This window comes from Siminovitchia acidinfaciens (assembly GCF_003605385.1).
Taxonomy (GTDB): Bacteria; Bacillota; Bacilli; order Bacillales; family Bacillaceae_C; genus Siminovitchia; species Siminovitchia acidinfaciens.
This window is the reverse complement of record NZ_QYTV02000001.1, coordinates 569,920-587,929: the sequence shown is the minus strand read 5'-3', so window position 1 is coordinate 587,929 and position 18,010 is coordinate 569,920. Positions and strand designations below refer to the sequence as shown.

Annotated in this window: 19 protein-coding genes; 13 read left to right on the top strand and 6 right to left on the bottom strand. The window is 45.7% G+C overall.

Annotated features, from left to right (window positions below; all coding sequences use genetic code 11):
- Positions 1-98: 98 nt before the first annotated feature.
- Positions 99-647 carry a histidine phosphatase family protein gene (locus tag D4T97_RS02690; protein ID WP_164525444.1) on the bottom strand — a complete coding sequence of 183 codons (549 nt, stop codon included), beginning with the start codon at positions 645-647 and terminating at the stop codon, positions 99-101.
- Between the two features lie 78 nt (positions 648-725).
- Between D4T97_RS02690 and D4T97_RS02685 the strand changes: the two genes are divergently transcribed.
- Positions 726-1,355, top strand: coding sequence for an SGNH/GDSL hydrolase family protein (locus D4T97_RS02685; RefSeq protein ID WP_126047378.1), 630 nt, complete (start codon positions 726-728; stop codon positions 1,353-1,355).
- Positions 1,356-1,461: 106 nt separating this feature from the next.
- On the opposite strand, the gene D4T97_RS02680 is transcribed toward D4T97_RS02685, so the two are convergent.
- The 3 genes from D4T97_RS02680 to D4T97_RS02670 form a co-directional block, all read right to left on the bottom strand.
- The gene (locus D4T97_RS02680; RefSeq protein ID WP_126047376.1) at positions 1,462-2,019 is read right to left on the bottom strand and encodes a DUF7010 family protein; all 558 of its coding nucleotides are present in this window, start codon (positions 2,017-2,019) and stop codon (positions 1,462-1,464) included.
- A 259-nt stretch (positions 2,020-2,278) separates the two neighbouring features.
- A complete protein-coding gene (locus tag D4T97_RS02675) occupies positions 2,279-2,881 on the bottom strand; it encodes a nitroreductase family protein (protein WP_126047374.1) in 603 nt (200 codons plus the stop codon).
- Between the two features lie 30 nt (positions 2,882-2,911).
- A complete protein-coding gene (locus tag D4T97_RS02670) occupies positions 2,912-4,204 on the bottom strand; it encodes a pyrimidine-nucleoside phosphorylase (protein ID WP_126047372.1) in 1,293 nt (430 codons plus the stop codon).
- Positions 4,205-4,354: 150 nt separating this feature from the next.
- On the opposite strand from D4T97_RS02670, the gene D4T97_RS02665 reads away from it, so the two are divergent.
- Positions 4,355-4,888 carry a YceI family protein gene (locus D4T97_RS02665; protein WP_126047370.1) on the top strand — a complete coding sequence of 178 codons (534 nt, stop codon included), beginning with the start codon at positions 4,355-4,357 and terminating at the stop codon, positions 4,886-4,888.
- Positions 4,889-4,955: 67 nt separating this feature from the next.
- Here D4T97_RS02665 and mscL read toward each other — a convergent pair whose 3' ends face one another.
- Positions 4,956-5,354: a large conductance mechanosensitive channel protein MscL gene (gene mscL, locus D4T97_RS02660; RefSeq protein WP_126047368.1), complete on the bottom strand. Its 399-nt coding sequence runs from the start codon at positions 5,352-5,354 to the stop codon at positions 4,956-4,958.
- 141 nt (positions 5,355-5,495) lie between these two features.
- On the opposite strand from mscL, the gene lepB reads away from it, so the two are divergent.
- Entirely contained in the window at positions 5,496-6,062 is a 567-nt protein-coding gene (gene lepB, locus D4T97_RS02655; protein ID WP_126047366.1) for a signal peptidase I, read from the top strand.
- 581 nt (positions 6,063-6,643) lie between these two features.
- Here the strand turns inward: lepB and D4T97_RS02650 are convergent.
- The gene (locus tag D4T97_RS02650) at positions 6,644-8,128 is read right to left on the bottom strand and encodes a GGDEF domain-containing protein (RefSeq protein ID WP_126047364.1); all 1,485 of its coding nucleotides are present in this window, start codon (positions 8,126-8,128) and stop codon (positions 6,644-6,646) included.
- 280 nt (positions 8,129-8,408) lie between these two features.
- On the opposite strand from D4T97_RS02650, the gene D4T97_RS02645 reads away from it, so the two are divergent.
- The 10 genes from D4T97_RS02645 (at position 8,409) to D4T97_RS02600 (ending at position 17,885) form a co-directional block, all read left to right on the top strand.
- On the top strand, positions 8,409-8,873 hold the full coding sequence (locus D4T97_RS02645) for a flavin reductase family protein (RefSeq protein ID WP_126047362.1): 465 nt from the start codon (positions 8,409-8,411) through the stop codon (positions 8,871-8,873).
- A 43-nt stretch (positions 8,874-8,916) separates the two neighbouring features.
- Complete coding sequence (locus tag D4T97_RS02640; protein WP_126047360.1) at positions 8,917-10,731, top strand: XylR N-terminal domain-containing protein; 1,815 nt, start codon at positions 8,917-8,919, stop codon at positions 10,729-10,731.
- Positions 10,732-10,949: 218 nt separating this feature from the next.
- Positions 10,950-12,494: a 4-hydroxyphenylacetate 3-hydroxylase N-terminal domain-containing protein gene (locus D4T97_RS02635; RefSeq protein WP_126047358.1), complete on the top strand. Its 1,545-nt coding sequence runs from the start codon at positions 10,950-10,952 to the stop codon at positions 12,492-12,494.
- A gap of 28 nt (positions 12,495-12,522) precedes the next feature.
- Positions 12,523-13,071 (top strand): FAD synthetase family protein, encoded by a 549-nt coding sequence (locus D4T97_RS02630; RefSeq protein ID WP_126047356.1) that lies wholly within the window; start codon positions 12,523-12,525, stop codon positions 13,069-13,071.
- A 23-nt stretch (positions 13,072-13,094) separates the two neighbouring features.
- Positions 13,095-13,877 (top strand): dioxygenase family protein, encoded by a 783-nt coding sequence (locus D4T97_RS02625; protein WP_126047354.1) that lies wholly within the window; start codon positions 13,095-13,097, stop codon positions 13,875-13,877.
- A 191-nt stretch (positions 13,878-14,068) separates the two neighbouring features.
- Positions 14,069-15,211, top strand: coding sequence for a muconate/chloromuconate family cycloisomerase (locus tag D4T97_RS02620; protein WP_126047352.1), 1,143 nt, complete (start codon positions 14,069-14,071; stop codon positions 15,209-15,211).
- Entirely contained in the window at positions 15,208-15,675 is a 468-nt protein-coding gene (locus tag D4T97_RS02615) for a DUF3237 domain-containing protein (protein ID WP_126047350.1), read from the top strand. Before D4T97_RS02620 ends, D4T97_RS02615 begins: the two co-directional genes overlap by 4 nt.
- Positions 15,676-15,700: 25 nt before the next feature.
- Positions 15,701-16,546, top strand: coding sequence for an alpha/beta fold hydrolase (locus D4T97_RS02610; protein ID WP_126047349.1), 846 nt, complete (start codon positions 15,701-15,703; stop codon positions 16,544-16,546).
- Entirely contained in the window at positions 16,543-17,235 is a 693-nt protein-coding gene (locus tag D4T97_RS02605) for a CoA transferase subunit A (protein ID WP_126047347.1), read from the top strand. Before D4T97_RS02610 ends, D4T97_RS02605 begins: the two co-directional genes overlap by 4 nt.
- Positions 17,232-17,885 carry a 3-oxoacid CoA-transferase subunit B gene (locus tag D4T97_RS02600; protein ID WP_126047346.1) on the top strand — a complete coding sequence of 218 codons (654 nt, stop codon included), beginning with the start codon at positions 17,232-17,234 and terminating at the stop codon, positions 17,883-17,885. The genes D4T97_RS02605 and D4T97_RS02600 overlap by 4 nt, the downstream gene beginning before the upstream one ends.
- Positions 17,886-18,010 lie beyond the last annotated feature (125 nt).

Below are 18,010 nucleotides of genomic sequence, written 5' to 3'. Positions count from 1 at the left end.
TCCTGTCCGTCGAAGCTAGACATAACGAGTCGTCGTTCGAAGAAAGTTCTGTCTAGTTTTATACTTTCTTTAAACTTTGAAAAAAGGAGCATCGCGATTCAAGGCGAATGCTCCTTTTCGTATATGTACAACTCTCCATTTTCGAACCTTCTTTTTCGGGGACCGGCATACCCATGCTTTTCCAGCTCTTTCGCCAGGACATAGAGGAAAAAGCCGTGCGAAACTACCAATATATTTTTCTGTTCTTCTTTTGCCAAGGAGGCGATAAACTCGTTCGCCCGCTTAATTGTATCTTTTCTTGATTCCGGCTGGGAAGGATGGGAAAAAAGCCAGGCCAGCCGTCCTGCCAAATTCCAGATTGCCAAGGGCAGCTTCCTCTTTGTTTTTATAAAAGGAGCAAGCGGAATTTCACGGAGCAGCGGGTTTTCCACGATTGAACACGATGCGATCTTTTCCGCAGTATGGACTGCACGCGGCAAATCGCTTGAAAAACATATATCCCAATCTATTTCTGCCACTTTTTTATCCATATGAAAAATTTCCGATTCATCATAATGCCGGACCCAATCTTTAAACTGCTTTGATGTCATATAAAATGAGGGCTTTTCATGATTCACTCTGAAATGCCTGACCAAACCGATACGCATAGATTCACCTCTTCCCGTATTGTATATTAAAGTTGTATATAACGGGTATATAAAGTGGATAGGGAAAGGGCTGAAATCATGTTTAAAAAGAATAGATACAATCTGTCCGGTAAAAAATGGCTCATCATTGGAGACAGTATCACTGATAAACGGCATCATCCCAAAACGAAAAAATACCACGAATATATAAGCGAGAAGACCGGCTGTGAAGTGTTGGAATACGGTGTTTCAGGATCAGGATTCACCGTGAAGGAAAGCTTTTTGGAAAGGCTTCAAAGAACGCCGCTTGATGTGGACTACATCACCGTCTTCGGAGGAACAAATGATTTTCGTCTTGGCAGCAAAACATTGGGCGTCTTTCAGGACAGGAACAGCGAATCATTTTACGGCTGCCTTCATTCATTTTTTCAAGCGTTGATTAAAAAGTATCCTACTAAGCAGCTGAGTGTCATCACGCCTTTGCCCCGGTGGAGGGAGAGCGAGGGTCTTTGGAACAGCAGAGGCGAAACATTAAAGCAATATGCTGAAGCGGTCAAGGAAGTGACCAGTTTTTATGGAATTCCCTGCAAGGACATGTACTCCGAAGGCGGCATTTATGCAAAAAATCCGGTATTCCTTTCCGCCTATATGCCTGACGGCCTGCACCCAAACAGTGAAGGGCATCGCTACTTTCATAATAAAATTCTAACCTTTATGGAAAGCCTGTAGGAAGGGTACCTTTAGACATTTGCACGAAAAACGACTCATACTGAAAATGTTATTATGTTTATTCCAGTTTCCACCACTTTGAACACTAAAACCTCCTTTCGGAGGTTCAGGCGCTCAATCGGCGATAAGAAAGTTTTTTCTTATAATCCGTAAATAAGGTTAAGTTCAGCAACACAAGAGACCCCGCCATCACTAGGGGAATGACCCAAAGTTGATCACTAGAGGAAAAACCTAAAATCATGATAAGGACAGAGATCATCGGTGCATAAACATAATAAGCATTCGCCTGATACAGCCAACCGTAAGGGTACAGGTGCGCCGCCGTTATAATGGCGAATACAGCAATCATATCAGAGGGGGAATGAGCAAAAACTAGAAACAAGATTGGAAAGTACATCAACTGCGCTAAATTCAGGCCCAAACCCAAATCACTTAGGGGAAGGCCTTTGCTTTTCCAATCAACTTTATACAATTTGGATAAAGCAATTGCCAATGGAAACATGATCCCTGAAGAAAAGAGCATAAAAATATTTTTCTGGCTCATTTCAAGCGGAAGTAAAAAAATAATTGTAATGATGGTCCAAACGACGACAGCCGAGGATAAAAATGATATGCCATTTTTATTTTTTATAGCAAGTTCATTTCTTAAGTCCGATAAATTCATATCTTCCCCCCTATTAACTTTGTCCATGCTTCATTTAACATTAGTTTATCATTAGGCTTGATCTTTGAAAATAAATATTTCAATAATTCCAACGGATTTATTGTTGTTTTCGATTCCCGGACATCTTCCTATAAATCTCGGGTCAAGTAATACTTAATTCTTCTTTTCTGGTCCATGTTACCCTTTGAGACAGTCTGAAACTTACCACTAAAAAACAAAAATACCCGCCCGGACAAACGGGCAGGCATCGTTCGCATCATTAAAAAGAGGTCATTTTTTCAGCGGGATTTGTCCTTTCACGCTTTCTCCGCGCTGTGATTTCTTTGTCAAAATATCCGATGTGTAAAACACCAACAATTTTTTCTCCCGGCTCAACCCCTATAGCCGAACGGAACTTCGGATCATGAATATGGACAGGCGTTTTCCAGCAGACGCCCAGTTCTTTTTCCCAAGCCAGTAGTTGGAAGTTCTGCAGCAAACAGCTAGTTGCAGCAAAATCCTCTTCCCACACTTTTTGACGCGGGTCGGCATTCATCACCGTTACTAAAAATGCAGGAACCTCTTCAAATTTCCGTCTAGTTGAAGCATGTTTGGCTGGTTCCTGGCATTCAAGGACCGCGTCAATAAAAGCATCTTTTCGCTCGCCGGAAACGAAGATGAATCTCCAAGGTTCCCTATTTTTATGGTTTGGAGCCCAAACCGCATCTTCCAATAGTGATAATACGAGGTCCTGGCTCACTTCTTTATCAATAAAACCTGTCTTTACTGTCGTTCTATTACGAATAACATCAGCAATCGAGTTCGTTGCAAGCACCTTTACATAACCCCCAAGTCGTAATTGAGAATCTCTTTCATTTATCATATCATAGACCTCAACTATTAGAAAGGGATTTCATCCTTTAATCAAAGGTGACGCATTCGGGCGGGTATTTGAAATTTTGTAAGCTTGTAAGATTTTCTTCGCAGACTCTGAGACTGACTCATTATTACTGTGGATGGTTGCGAGCGGTTCATCCTTTTTCACTTCGTCCCCGATCTTTTTATGTAAGACAATGCCGACACTCAAGTCGATCACCGAATCCTTTGTGGCACGCCCAGCCCCAAGCAGCATCGCAGCTGTACCAATTTTATCTGCAGTGATTCCTTCCACGAAACCGGCCGCTTCGGATACTACCGGAATCTTATACTCAGCAACGGGAAGCTTCTCCGGATGGTCAACAACGGAAGCATCCCCGCCTTGTGCGGATAAAAAGGTTTTGAAAACTTCCAGTGCTTTTCCATTTTCAATAACTTCTTCCAGCATCGCGCGGGCTTCATGCTCTGATTCCGCCTTTCCTGCAAGTACTACCATTTTGCTTCCGAGCACCAGGCATAGTTCGTGCAAATCAGCTGGACCTTTCCCTTTCAATGTATCAATCGCTTCCTTCACTTCCAATGCATTTCCGACTGCATAACCAAGCGGCTGATTCATATCGGAAATGACGGCGGCCGTTTTCCGTCCTACCTGTTCTCCGATTTCAACCATCGTTGATGCAAGAGCTTGGGCATCTTCCATCTCCTTCATAAAAGCCCCCGACCCCACTTTTACATCCAAGACGATCGCATCTGCACCTGCCGCAATTTTTTTACTCATGATGGAGCTTGCGATAAGAGGAATCGAATTGACCGTTGCCGTTACATCTCGCAAACCGTAAATCTTTTTATCAGCCGGGGCCAGATTTCCAGATTGTCCGACGACAGCCACTTTATTTTCATTGACCAGATCATTAAATTGCTGCTCCGACACTTCCACGTGAAATCCTGACACGGCTTCCAACTTATCTATTGTACCTCCCGTATGCCCAAGTCCTCTGCCGGACATTTTTGCCACCGGCACACCAACTGCGGCAACAAGTGGTGCTAAAATCAGCGTAGTTGTGTCTCCCACTCCTCCTGTGGAATGTTTATCCACTTTAACTCCATCAATCTTCGATAAATCGATTTGATCTCCCGACTCCGCCATTGCCAATGTTAATTCTGCCGTCTCTTCCGGCGCCATACCTTGGAAAAATACAGCCATCAGCCAAGCAGACATTTGATAATCAGGGATTTCATCCTTTATATAACCGTCAATCACAAAACGAATTTCTTCTTGTGTCAAAATCAGGCCATCCCGCTTTTTTTCAATGATATCCACCATTCGCATTTTATTTATTCACTCCTTTGGGTAAAGTATCCATTAAAGAGATTATCGAATGATTATCTCTTATTGTCAAAAAGACACTTTACAAACAAACGAATACTAACTATAATAAAATTATAAACTTACTAAAAGTAACTTGGGAGGAATTATTAAATGACTATTTCTACATGGACACTTGATAAAGCGCACAGCGAGATTGAATTTTCAATCCGTCACATGATGATTTCCAGAGTGAAAGGAGCATTCAGGGATTTTGATGCTAAAATCGAAGCAGACCCTGCCGACCTTTCGACTGCAAACATTCAATTTACAATTGACATCGCAAGCATTGACACCGGCAACGAAGACCGCGATAACCACCTGCGTTCCGCCGACTTTTTCGAAGTGGAAAAATATCCAACGCTCACTTTCGCTTCAACTAACATTGAAAAACAAGGCGACGATTATGCAGTAACCGGAGAAGTTTCTATGCACGGCGTCACAAAAACTGAAACATTCATCGTTACATCGGGTGGAGTTGTAAAAGATCCAATGAGCGGTGCGCAAAAAGCCGGCTTCAGCGTAGAAGGCAAAGTTAAACGCAGCGACTACGGCTTGACATGGAACGCTCCTTTGGAAACTGGCGGAGTCCTCGTCAGCGACGAAGTGAAAATCACCATGGAAATTCAGGCGTCAAAAGCTGAATAAGTAAGAAAAGCGGAGACGCCTGTTAAATTAAAAACAACCATACGGAACTCCCGCATGGTTGTTTTTATTATTCTGTCTCTCGCATTCTTCTTTCATCCTTCAGCAAATCCCTGATCTCCGCCAACAGTTCTATTTGCGGATCTACTTCAGGTTCTTCCTCAGTCTTCTCCTCTTCCTTCTGGATCTTCAACTTGACAAGCAATCTAATGAACATAAATATGGCCATTGATATGATGAAAAAATCCACAATACTTTGAATGAACATGCCATATCCAATTACTGCGTCACCAAATTTTACAGACAATTTTTCAAAGCTGTAGCCGCCAAGCAAAACACCGACAAACGGCATAATGATATTGTCCACCAATGAAGAAACGATTTTTCCAAAGGCAGCTCCAATCACTACTGCGACAGCCAAATCCAAAACATTTCCTTGTATAGCAAATTTCTTAAAATCTTCCCACATTCAAACCTTCCTCTCCCGGAGACTTATTGATATTTTTACAAGAAACAGCAATTTTCGCAAGATAAAACTTTTATAAGTTGCAAGTATATCAGCTTTTAGAGACAATAATCCTATGAAGAGATATTTTGAGAGGGATTTTTTATGAAAAATAATCAAGGGACTTCGAAAAGTATAGCCAGTTGGATTCCGCCCATCCTGCTTGCAATTGGTCTTGTGATCGTTATTAGAACATTCCTGTTTTCACCGATGATTGTTGACGGTGCCTCAATGGAACCGACGCTTCATGATCATGAGCGGATCATTGTCAGTAAGACGATTTCCTGGACTGGAGAAGTGGACAGGGGAGAAATTATCATCATTAAAGGAGATGACGCAAAAACCAACTATGTAAAACGAGTCATCGGACTGCCAGGTGATATGATTGAAATGAAAGATGATCAGTTATATATAAATGAGCAGCCAACAGAGGAACCTTATCTGGAAGAAAATATGAAAGCAGCGGAAGATAGAGGCAGCAACCTGACGGAAGACTTTGGTCCGATCATTATTCCGGAAGACCATTTCTTTGTCATGGGTGATAACCGCTTCAACAGCATAGACAGCCGGAGCAGGCTGGGATTCTCCCTCGGATTAATTGAAAGGGAACGGATCATCGGAAAGAGTAAGCTTGTCCTATTCCCATTTAAGAATATCAGGGTTACGAAGTAGAATTTATTTTTTCATAACAAAAAGTGAGAGGAATCTGCCTCTCACTTTTTTAAGCTTAAAGAAAGTAAACTTGCTGTAGAAAATTATAATTAAAAGAAGCTTTTCTTTGTCCAGCGAGTGCAGGTGAAGCGACAGGACAAGAAAAACTTCGGCAGCGTTACATCGCACGAAGGATAAGCGTCAGCTTTTTCGAGGGTGTCGCTAACCGTCGCCCTCCGCTTTTCTTCCTGTCCAGCTCCAGCGCCTATCCCCTCAGGGTCACAAGCCTGCAAGGAAGCAAAAGTGCTCCTGCGCCATAGTCTACTCGAAGAAGTCTCGTTCAGCTCGTCGCAAAGCCGCATGTAGTATCTCAAAGAAGCTTCTCAAGATGCTTTCAAGTAAGCTGCTTGGCTGAAAAACTGCCTCCTCGGGAATCGTCTTGTTTGCCCGCGCTGAGCAAGGCGCTTGCGCTTTTCGGCTGTCTAGCTGCAGTCGGCAGGGGCTCGAGGTCGCTTCAGAAAAACCAATGAAGGAAAGGGCGCCTTCACTGGTTTTTCTTCCAGCGCTTGGCGCCCCTAAGAGGCCGACTTCCGCTTTTCTTTCTAACTGCTCATTTTATATATATTGAATTGATTTTTCCCGTTTTCCTTTGACTCATAAAGTGCACGATCCGCTTTATCATAAAGGCTGTCAACGTTATCTTCGTCACTTGCCATGGCAATCCCCACGCTGATTGATACATCAATATGATTTTTTTCGCGGATATCCCGGAAGCGGTGGTGCATTCGGTTGATCAGCTTTAAAGCCGAATTTTTCAATTCCTCTTCCCCGATGTCAGGATAAATCACGACAAATTCATCCCCGCCCAGTCGCGCAGCATGGTTTTCTTTTCCGGCATTCGCCAGGATTTCCTGGGCCGCAGCTTTAAGTATTTTATCGCCTTCTGTATGGCCCAGACTGTCGTTCACCAATTTAAAGTTGTCCAGATCAATCATCATCAGAGCTAGATTGCCTTTCTTTTTACCCTGGTATTCCTTGACCAGCTCCTCAAATGCCGCCCTATTCTTTAATCCTGTCAAGCTGTCATGGAATGCGAGATACATTGGCCTGGCCACCTGCCGCGCGATAATCAGTGATATGAGGATGGCCGTAAGGAAAATGACGACAAGCTGAATAAAGAACTCTCTAAGGCTTTGATTCAACGAATCATTCAAATCATCTTTGTTATATGCAATTTCAACAACCCTGTTGGTGGAGTACCCTCTTTGTTCCTCAGCTTTATAAGGGACATAATGATATGTGACCATTTTACCATCTATCTCTTCCACAGTTTCTTTTACTTCCCCGCTCTTTAGAGCTTTCTGGAAAGCCCCCCACTTTTTCGTTGAATTCCGCAGGTCCTCTTCTTCCTTTTTGGAACTGCCCAGAATGAATCCGCCGCTGCTATAAACCTCGATAGATTCAATCATGGAAAACCGCTCTTCCAACTCTTTTTCAACATCCAGGAAATTGAAATGTTTAAAAATCTCGCCCTCTTCCAGCGAAACACCTAACTCGATGATATATTTTTTGTCTGGGGTGGGAATATAGCTGAACTTCTTTATTTCCCCGCTCCCCATGGAATTGTCCATTCCATCGTGTGTAAACTTTCCTTCGAGACGGCGCTGATTCAGCAAATTGGAAAGGTTGACACAGCAGGCACGAAAATCCAGGCCGATATCCTCCTCCACATTGCTGTGGATCACAACATTCCTGTCATTAAGGACATACACATCCATTCCATACTTTTCTTTCAGCTTGTTAAAATTCCATTTTTCAAAGTCTGGATTTTTTTCATATAAAGAAATCAATTCATTTGAATTGGCCCTCATCGCTTTGGCCATGTCTTTATCAAAAAGCATATACGCCTTATCTATTGAATTCAAAGAACTTAAGATATTGTCTGCAATCATATGTAGCTTCAATTCGTGTTCATCAAACAGTTTGTTTCTGATCTTTTCCTGGTTGATCAAAGCAACGACCAGGGATATGAAAATGGAGAACGCTATCATAATCAATGTTAGCTGCAGTCTGAAGTTTTTATTCAATAAGGCTGCACTCCTTTTTAGGTACAAAGTTAGTTAGGACTATTATACTATCATTTGGATAAGGAAATCCAAAGATTTGTCAGGAGATTTTTTTCATTTTGAAAAAAAAGAGGCTGAAGCCCTACGCATCTCTATTAAAATTAAATCTACTTGAATGGAGTTTCTTCACTTTTTTATAAGCTAAAGGGAAATTATCCGACGTTTTTTGCTGTTCCTCATTAAATTAAATATTGCTACAATTTAAAATAAAGTACTATGACTTTCGTAAGGAGAGGTTATAATGGATGCAAGAGAGTTTCGAAACTGTGTGGGACACTTTGCTACAGGGGTCACGGTTATCACAAGTGGAACTGAGGATGGGACTCATGGATTCACTGCCAATTCATTTACATCGGTTTCCCTGGATCCAATGCTCGTACTTGTCTCAGTGGATCGGAAAACGAAAGCCCTTAGTGTACTTGAAAATAACCGCTTTATTGTAAATGTATTAAATAGAGAGCAACAGGACACTGCCATGCACTTTGCGGGCCGGCCCAAAGAAATCACGCCTTTTGAGTGGGAAGACGGGCTGCTTGGTAAACGAATCAAGAATTCCCTGGCTTACATAGAATGCGAGCCCTGGGCAGCCTATGATGGCGGAGACCATGTTCTTTTTCTTGGTGAAGTAAAAAGCTTTGAATATCATCCCGGGCAGCCGCTTCTCTATTATTGCGGACAGTTTTCTGAGGTTGCATCCGCCAAATGATGCAGTTCTCATTCTCTCTAATTTGTACAGGGGGGTAGGATAGTTGAGGGCTAGCCAATTATTGTTTGATGACCTGCTGGAAACGAATCCTCGCACAGGCATGATTACATTCAATCACAAAAGAATGGTATTGGTTTCCGCAGAGGCGCTTGGTTTATTAAGACGAGATTTGATCAACACCCTTGGCATGGACAGGGCCAAGGGATTCCTGATGAGATACGGCTGGGAATGGGGAAAAAAGGACGGCGAATCTGTCGCCTCTATGTACAATTGGAAAAATCAGAAAGAGTTAATGTTGGCTGGACCGGTTCTCCACACTTTAGAGGGTGTGGTAACAGTGGAACCTGACACATTACTGCTTTCAGAAGACTCCATTCACTTTACAGGATTCTGGAGGAATTCCTTTGAAGCCCAAGAGCATGTGGAGTATTATGGCATTAACAGCGACGCGGTCTGCTGGATCCTTGTCGGCTATGCAAGTGGCTATTTGACAAGCACTTTCGGTAAAGATGTGATTGCTTACGAAGAAAAATGTGTTGGAAAGGGCGATTCGTACTGCCGTTTCGACGCTAAAACGGCAGATGATCTGGAAGGAGATCAAAAGGCGCACCTAAGCTTTTATAAGGCGGAATCTCTGGTTTCTGAGCTGGACAGGGCATACAAAGAGCTGAACGAGATCAACCAGAATATCATAGAGACTGATAGAATCCACGAGGAATTAAGAGAATACCTATTGGAAGACAAGCCGCTGTCTGAAACAATACGCTTCGTTTCCGACATCCTGAACAGAAGCTTGATCATAGACTATTACAACAGGAAAATAGAAAGCGCTTTCTATCGTTCGAAAGATGAAGACATCTATAAAAACTGGGCTGATAAATCCATTTATTCGGAGGAAAAGCACAATGACATCACCACTTTTCCAATCCGGGCCAACAATGTCAACCTCGGAAGGCTAGTCGTCATAGGTCATGAAAAAATGACACAGAGAGACCAGCTGATCATCAAAAGAGCGGTGGGCGTCTTTACTGTGCAAATGTACCACGATTGGAAAATCGCCAGGTCGCTCTGGAAGAAAAAAGAGAACTTCTTTGAAGAGATCCTAAATAACTTTGACAGCGAGGATTTCGAAAAATTTTCGCACCTCTTTCAGTTTTTGCCGAATGATATAAATAGAATCCTATCAATCAAAGCTGAACCTCCTGAACATCGTCAAGATGTCATGCAGTACTTGAAACTTTGTCCCATTTTTTCCAAGAAAGATATCTTTTCCAATGACGATTATATCAATATCGTTTTGACAAATGACTCGGCGAAGCAGGCACAGGAAATTGCCTCCAATATCCTTTCCGAGCTGAACAAAGAGTTTAGCAATCTCAAATTTTATATCGGGATCGGAAGAGAATCCAATGATGTGCTCAATTTGAAGAAGAGCTATGAAGATGCACGGTCAATCAGCCATTTCATCCACCTTACCACCCCATCTGGCAGCGTGATCTCCATGTTCGAGGATATGGAAACTGTGATGATGTTCCTTAAAGGGACTGACCAGCACGAACTCATCGAATTTTATAAGAAGACTATTGGCGGACTTATTGAGTATGATCAAGCCAACCAGTCAAACTTTCTCATCACTTTAAAAACCTATCTTGACTATAATGGAAACCTGCAGCAGACAGCAGACGAGCTGCATCTTTCCATTGCAGGTCTCCGCTATCGGCTGGATAGAATTGAAAGTTTAATTGATGTAGACCTGAAAACCGGAGAAGGCCGCTTCAATTGTCACTTGGCTCTGCAAATCTATTTTGCGATTTCACTCAACAAGCGTGAAAACAAACCTTTTACTACCAATATTTGAAACTCTCCTGCCGGATTGCCGGCAGGGTTTTTTATCCATTTCACACTAATAGAACGCTGTTTTCACTCCTTATATCACCCTCACCGTAAAATATGCTGGTAAAAACCTGTATATCAATATTATTTTACACTTAAATTTATTCAGAATTCACAGCATAATTAAATCATCACTTGTAAGCGCTTTAAATTATGATGAAAAATTATCTGAGGAGGCTTTAAATGGTTACTCAAACACAGAAAACAAAACTGCCTTTAACAGGGAAAGAGTTTTTGGAAAGCTTGAAAGATAACCGCGAAGTATGGATTAACGGAGAAAGAGTGAAGGATGTGACGACACACCCAGCCTTCAGAAACTCCGCAAGATCAATTGCACGGCAATACGACGCCTTGCACGATGAGAAGACAAAATCCATCCTCACTACTGAAACAGACACCGGAAATAACGGTTTTACACAGAAGTATTTCAGATTCGATACAACTACAGAAGAGCTTATCCATTCACGGAATGCCATCGCCGAATGGGCCAAAATCACTTACGGGCAAATGGGGAGATCACCAGATTACAAAGCTGCCTTCTTAGCTACGCTTGGAGCAGATCCTGAATACTACGCCCCTTACGAAGATAACGCAAGATTTTGGTATAAGGAAGCACAGGAAAGAAATTGGTTCTTCAACCATGCGATCATCAACCCTCCTGTCGACCGCAACAAGCCGATGGAGGCTGTCAGAGACGTATTTGTCCGAGCGGAAGAGGAAACAGATGAAGGAATTATTGTAAGCGGAGCCAAAATGGTTGCCACAGGATCTGCCTTGACGAACTATAACTTTGTCGCGCATTACGGCGCAGTTCCAGTCGGTTCCGAAGAAATGGCCCTAGTATTCATAGCACCGATGGATACACCAGGGGTCAAGCTCATCTGCCGCCAGTCTTATGAAATGCAGGCTGCCGTCATGGGAAGCCCGTTTGACTACCCGTTAAGCAGCCGGTTCGACGAGAATGACGCTGTACTCATCTTTGACCGGGCACTCATTCCTTGGAAGAACGTCCTGATTTACAAAGACGTGGAAAAAGCGAATAGCTTCTTCCCCGAGAGCGGCTTCCTTCACCGCTTCACTTTCCACGGTGTGACGAGACTGGCTGTCAAACTCGACTTCATCGCCGGATTATTGCTAAAAGCCATCAAAACAAACGGAACCGATCAATTCCGCGGAGTACAAGCAAATGTTGGTGAAGTGTTAGCCTGGAAAAACATGTTCTGGTCACTGAGTGATTCGATGGCCATGAATCCAGATCAAGGACGCAATGGAACCTTGCTTCCAAACCTGAAATATGGACTTGCCTACCGCGTATTCATGTCAGAAGGCTGGCCGAAAATCAAAGGAATCATTGAAAATGTCGTTGCCGGAAACCTGATTGTACAGCCATCTAGCGCGGAAGATTTCAAAAATCCGGAACTCAGACCATTGATTGACAAACTGTACCGGGGATCCAATGGCATCACGTCGCTGGAAAAAATAAAGCTGATCAAATTGTTGTGGGAAGTTGTCGGGACGGAATACGGAGGACGGCATGAATTATACGAGCGGAACTATTCCGGAAACCATGAGAACATCCGCCTGGAGAACCTGGTCGTTGCCAATGAATCAGGAGCAGCTGACGAGTACATCGCCTTTGCGGAACAGTGCATGGCAGATTACGACCTTGACGGCTGGGTGAACGATACATGGATCAACCCGGACGATGTCAACTACTTTAAAAACTGATCATTCATTTGCAAGAGGAGGAACCACCATGAATATCTCGAAAGATAATGAGCTGGCCCTGTCATCTTCAGTTGTTTCCATCGGAGCCTTTGACGGCCTGCATAAAGGGCATCAAACACTGATCAGGCAGATGGCAAAGCGAGCCCGCGAACTGGGCGTTCCATCCGTCGTCTATACTTTCGACCCGCCTCCTCGAGCTTATTTTCAAAATCAACGGGTGCTGACCACTGTCCAAGAGAAACTCACTTTAATTGAAAGATTGAATGTAGACTATACCGTCATTGCAAACTTCAATGAGCACTACGCATCCCGGCCACCTGCCGATTTCATCACAGAACTTAGGTTGTTAGGTGCGCGTGAAATATGGGTGGGCAGCGATTTCCGCTTTGGAAAAGGAAAAGAAGGCTGCGTTGATTTTCTTTCCCGCCACTTCCATGTGAACATCCACCCTTTTGTCACCTGTGACCAGGGAGAAAGAATTTCTTCCACGAGAATCCGGAAGCTTCTGAAAAACAATGATTGGCTGAAAGTCCATCAATTACTGGGAAGACAAAGCCTGGAAACAATTGACGCTTAAATCATATTAAGGAGGAATTTTCCATGCAAAAACAAGTTGCCAAAAAGAATGCACGTGTCGAGGAAGTATTTAATCTATTCATCACGCATATGCAGGAGTTTTTGAAAGAAGCAAAGTTGAACCATGAGGAATACACCAATTTTGTCAACTGGGCAGACCGCCTTGGACGGGCTGGAGAACTTCCGTTATATGCGGACGTGTTCTTGGAAACCCATGTGCTACGAGCCATGTATACGGATAAGCCAGGTACCCAGCCGTCCCTTCTCGGCCCCTATTTCATCGAAGGGTCTCCGCTCGTGGAAAGCGAACCGGGCCAGCCCATCGTGCTGACACAGCGACCGGATGAAGATGGAGAAGTGCTGATTTTCAGAGGCAAAGTGAGCAGCACCGATGGCATGCCGTTGGCGAACACAAGGGTGGAGATGTGGCAAAACGACAATTCCGGGAAATATTCGGCCTTTGACTCCGATGCACCAAGATACAATTTGAGGGGACATTTCTTCACGGATGAAAACGGAACCTTTGAAGTACAATCCATCGTTCCGCTCCCTTATTCGATTCCGGATCAGGGGCCTACCGGGGAATTTCTGGAATATGTCGATCTGCATCCGATGCGCCCAGCCCACCTTCACCTTATGTTTGAAGCTGACGGCCATGAAACACTGATCACTCAGGTGTTCTTCGAGGGCGATCAGTGGCTGGAATCGGACGTGGCAGACGGGGTGCGCACAGAGCTCATCACCAAGCTGGAGGATAAGGGCGATCACAAGGAAGCTTCTTTGGATTTCGTCATGCGCAGGGAATAGGCTGTCAACAAAGGGGCATTGGATAATGTCCCTTTCGCTATTTACTATATAGGTTTAAATGTGTTGACTTGAGCCATCGCTATATGATTGCACCATATTTAATTCAATAATCTATATAGAAAAGCGCATGTGTTCAGCTTTAGGCGACAAGCACATCCCTATTCTTTTTTATAAAATTGGAGGAGATTTTCATGTCTGACATACGCATCAAACGCATCACCACCGACCTGCTTGATATTCCCATCAAGCGCCCCCATCAATTTTCCACCGAGAAAGTTTCGACCAAAAGCTTCGTGCTGATCCAAGTCGAACTCAGCAACGGTGTTGTCGGCATCGGGGAAGGGACGACGCCGGGAATCTGGTGGAACGGCGAGAGCGTAGAAACGATGAGGCTCGTCATCGACCGGTACGCCGCCCCCCTGCTCTTGGAGGAAAATGCTGTTTATATCGAAAAGCTGATGCAAAAGCTGAACCGGCAAATCCGTGCGAACCATTTTGCAAAAGCCACCGTGGAAATGGCGCTGTTTGACGCGCTTGGAAAAACGTATGACGTACCTGTCCACCAGTTGCTGGGCGGCCTGCACCTAGAAAAGATCCCCGTCCGCTGGGCCCTGGCATCCGGCACTCCTGAAGGTGATATTGAAGAAGCCATCAGCCATGTGGATGCTGGCCGCTATGCCAACTTCAAAACGAAGTCCGGGAAGGAGAGTCCTGATGACGATGCCTTGCGCAACATCCGGATCGCCGAGGGCATCCGCGGCAGATCCTTCATCGGCATCGACCCGAACGGCTCTTGGGATAAAATCACTGTGATGAAATGGATGGACGCCTTCTTCGAAGCGGGCATCGACTTCCTTGAGCAGCCGCTGCCACCCGAAGACATCCGAGGGCTTGCCCAGCTGGCTGCCATGAAAAAAGTGCCCATCATGGCCGACGAAAGCCTGGAAACCGTCCAGGATGCCCTTCGCCTAGCGGAAGAACAAGCGGCGGATATTTTTTCCCTGAAAATACATAAATCCGGCGGCATGATGAATACGGTGAGAATTGCCGGAATCGCCCAAGCGGCCGGCATCTCCTGTTTCGGGGGTACATCGCTGGAAAGCTCCATCGGAACTGCCGCATGCGTACATGCCTATGCTTCTATCCCGAATCTGGATTATGGGAGTGAGCTCTTCGGACCCGACTGGCTGGCCGATGACCCGGTGAAAAACCCGCTGACCATTAAGGATGGCTCCATCATTGTTCCTGATGGCCCAGGTCTTGGCGTGGAGCTGGATGATATAAAAGTGGATAAATATCGGAGAAAAGAAGAGAAAGGAGTACTGACCCGATGAGACACCTGCCTGCCCCCTCTCTTTCATTTTTATGTGACATGGAATTGACTGTTGAGAGTGCCCATCTGCCTGGAAAGACCCCGATCGGCAGCCGGCGGATCATCCGTGTTACCGGCGGCGCCTTGCGCGGTGACCGGCTGATGGCGGAAGTGGTCCCTGGCGGAGACGACTGGATCACCGTCCGGGAAGACGGCACAATCATCCAGGATGTGCGAATCTTGCTAAAAACAAACGACGGTGAGCTGATCATGATGTCCTACAGGGGCATCCGCACCGGCGAGCCGGAAGTGCTGCAGCGTCTGGACAACAACGAGGAGGTCGACCCGGACGAGTACTATTTCCGCACCGCTCCCATCTTTGAGACCGCCTCCGACAAATACGACTGGCTAAACCGCCGGCTGTTCGTCTGCAGAGGCATCCGGCTGCCCGGAAAAGTGAACTATTCCATCTACACCGTCGATTAATTCTCAGAAAGCGGGGATATGAACAATGGGACAGTACGTGACAACCAAAAAAGGACGCACCTGTTATATCTATGAAACGCCCGGTGAACTTGGAACGATCATTGGCTCCCACGGCCTCACCGGAAACCATAAACAGCTTTATTATTACCAGGAGGCCCTCTCTGATTACCGCTTCATCAGCTACGATATTCTGGGCCGCGGAAACAGCGATTCGGCACCGGCGGACAGATCGATTGATACCCATGCCGATGACCTGCTGGATTTGATCGATACGCTTGAGATCGAGCACCCCCCCATCCTTTTGGGCTATTCCATGGGAGCGTATATCAGCGCAATCGCCGCCAGCCGGCTGGAGAGGACAGAAGCGCTGGTCCTTCTGGATGGGGCCGGTGAAGCCGACGAGGCGACCAGACAGCTTGTCCTCCCTTCCCTGGATCGTTTGAAAAAGACCTTTGCCAGCCCGGACCATTATGCGCAGGAGGCGAAAAAACTGTATACCAGCCTTGGCATCGACTGGGGTTCGCATATGAAAGAAGTGGTCCGCTATGAAATCAAGGAAGACGGCGGCGCATGGAGGAACAAGTCCGACCCGGACACCATAGCCCGGGACTTCGAAAGCTTTTATACATTCCAAGCGGAAGACGTGCTGGCGCGGGTCAACTGTCCCGTTTTCCTGCTGACGGCGACCGGCAGCCTCGGGGACAAGGGTCCGCTTTTTAAAGAAGAGGGCTATGCCCGAACAAAAGAGTCGGCCCGAAATATCCGCACGGCCATGACTTCGGCTAACCATTATGAGCTCGTTTTCAACCGGCAGCCGGAGATTATTGGAGAGTTGGAATCATTTTTATCTCAAAAGGAAGTGAAGTCATGAGTGCCACCAAACAGACGGATGCACAGCAAATCATCCGAAGAATTGTAAAGTCCGGAGACACCATCATGGTCGGCGGGTTCGGCCTGATTGGTAGTCCCCTGACATTGATCGACGAGCTGACCCGGCATACCGGGGACAAACTGACGATTATCAGTAACAATGTCGGGGAGGCCGGACGAGGCCTGGGACTGCTGCTCAGGCAGGGAAAAATCAAGAAGGCCATCGGCTCCTATTTCACGAGTAACCGGGAAGTCGCCCAGTGGTATAACGAAGGGAAACTTGAGATTGGCCTGCTCCCGCAAGGGACTTTTTCAGAGGCTATCCGCGCAGGGGGCGCAGGTATCGGAGGATTTTACACGAAGACAGCCGTCGGAACGGAGCTGGCCAAAGGCAAGGAAACAAAGGAAATCGACGGGGAGACCTACCTGTTTGAAAAAGCATTGAAAGCCAATGTGGCCCTGGTGCGCGCAAAAAAGGCCGACACATTAGGCAATCTCGTCTACTATAAGACGGCCCGAAATTTCAACCCGATCATGGCTACCGCCGCGGATTACGTCATCGCGGAAGTGGATGAAATCGTTGAAGAAGGAGAGCTGTCTCCGGAAGAGATTGTCACTCCCCATCTGTATGTGGACGCGATTGTCACTAGTCAGCTCATCTTGACGAATGAAGGGGTGGTCGAAGCATGAATATGAAAGAAATGATTGCCAAGCGGGCAGCCGAAGAACTGACTCCCTACTCGATCATCAACCTGGGAATCGGCATACCTACCTTAGTTCCCAATTATCTGGACCAGAGCAAATATTACCTGCACACGGAAAACGGACTGCTCGGCGTGACCTCCGTTGATGAGGACGACATTGATCCGCTTCTCGTTAACGCGGGCAAGCTCCCAGTCGGAGAAGCTGTCGGAGCTTCTTATTTCCACAGCGCCGATTCGTTTGCGATGATTCGCGGCGGCCATGTCGATGTCGCTATCCTCGGCGCCTTGCAGGTGGACGGCAGCGGGATGGTTGCCAACTGGGCCATTCCGAGAAAAGACATCATCGGTGTGGGCGGGGCGATGGATCTGTTGTCCGGTGCCCAGAAAATCATTATTACGATGGGCCATGTCTCCAAAGACGGCTCCCCAAAATTCGTGGAGCGCTGCACGTTTCCGATTACGGCCGAGCGCATTGCAGATGTCATCATCACGGACATGGCCGTCTTTCACTGGAGAGATGGAGGATATGAGCTGATCGAGTTGATGGGAGACGCCACCTTAGAAGAAGTAAAAGAGAAGACGACTGCGAAATTCCGGGTAAGTGAAAACTTACTGGAAAAGGAGAGCAGCCGTTAACTGAACAGATCATTTCCAGTATTGTTAGGATACAGCACTGGGGTCATATCAAGAGGAAAATACTATAACTGAAAATCTAAATTTTGACACTGATCACCCTGTGACTCCAACCAAAAACCTCCCTA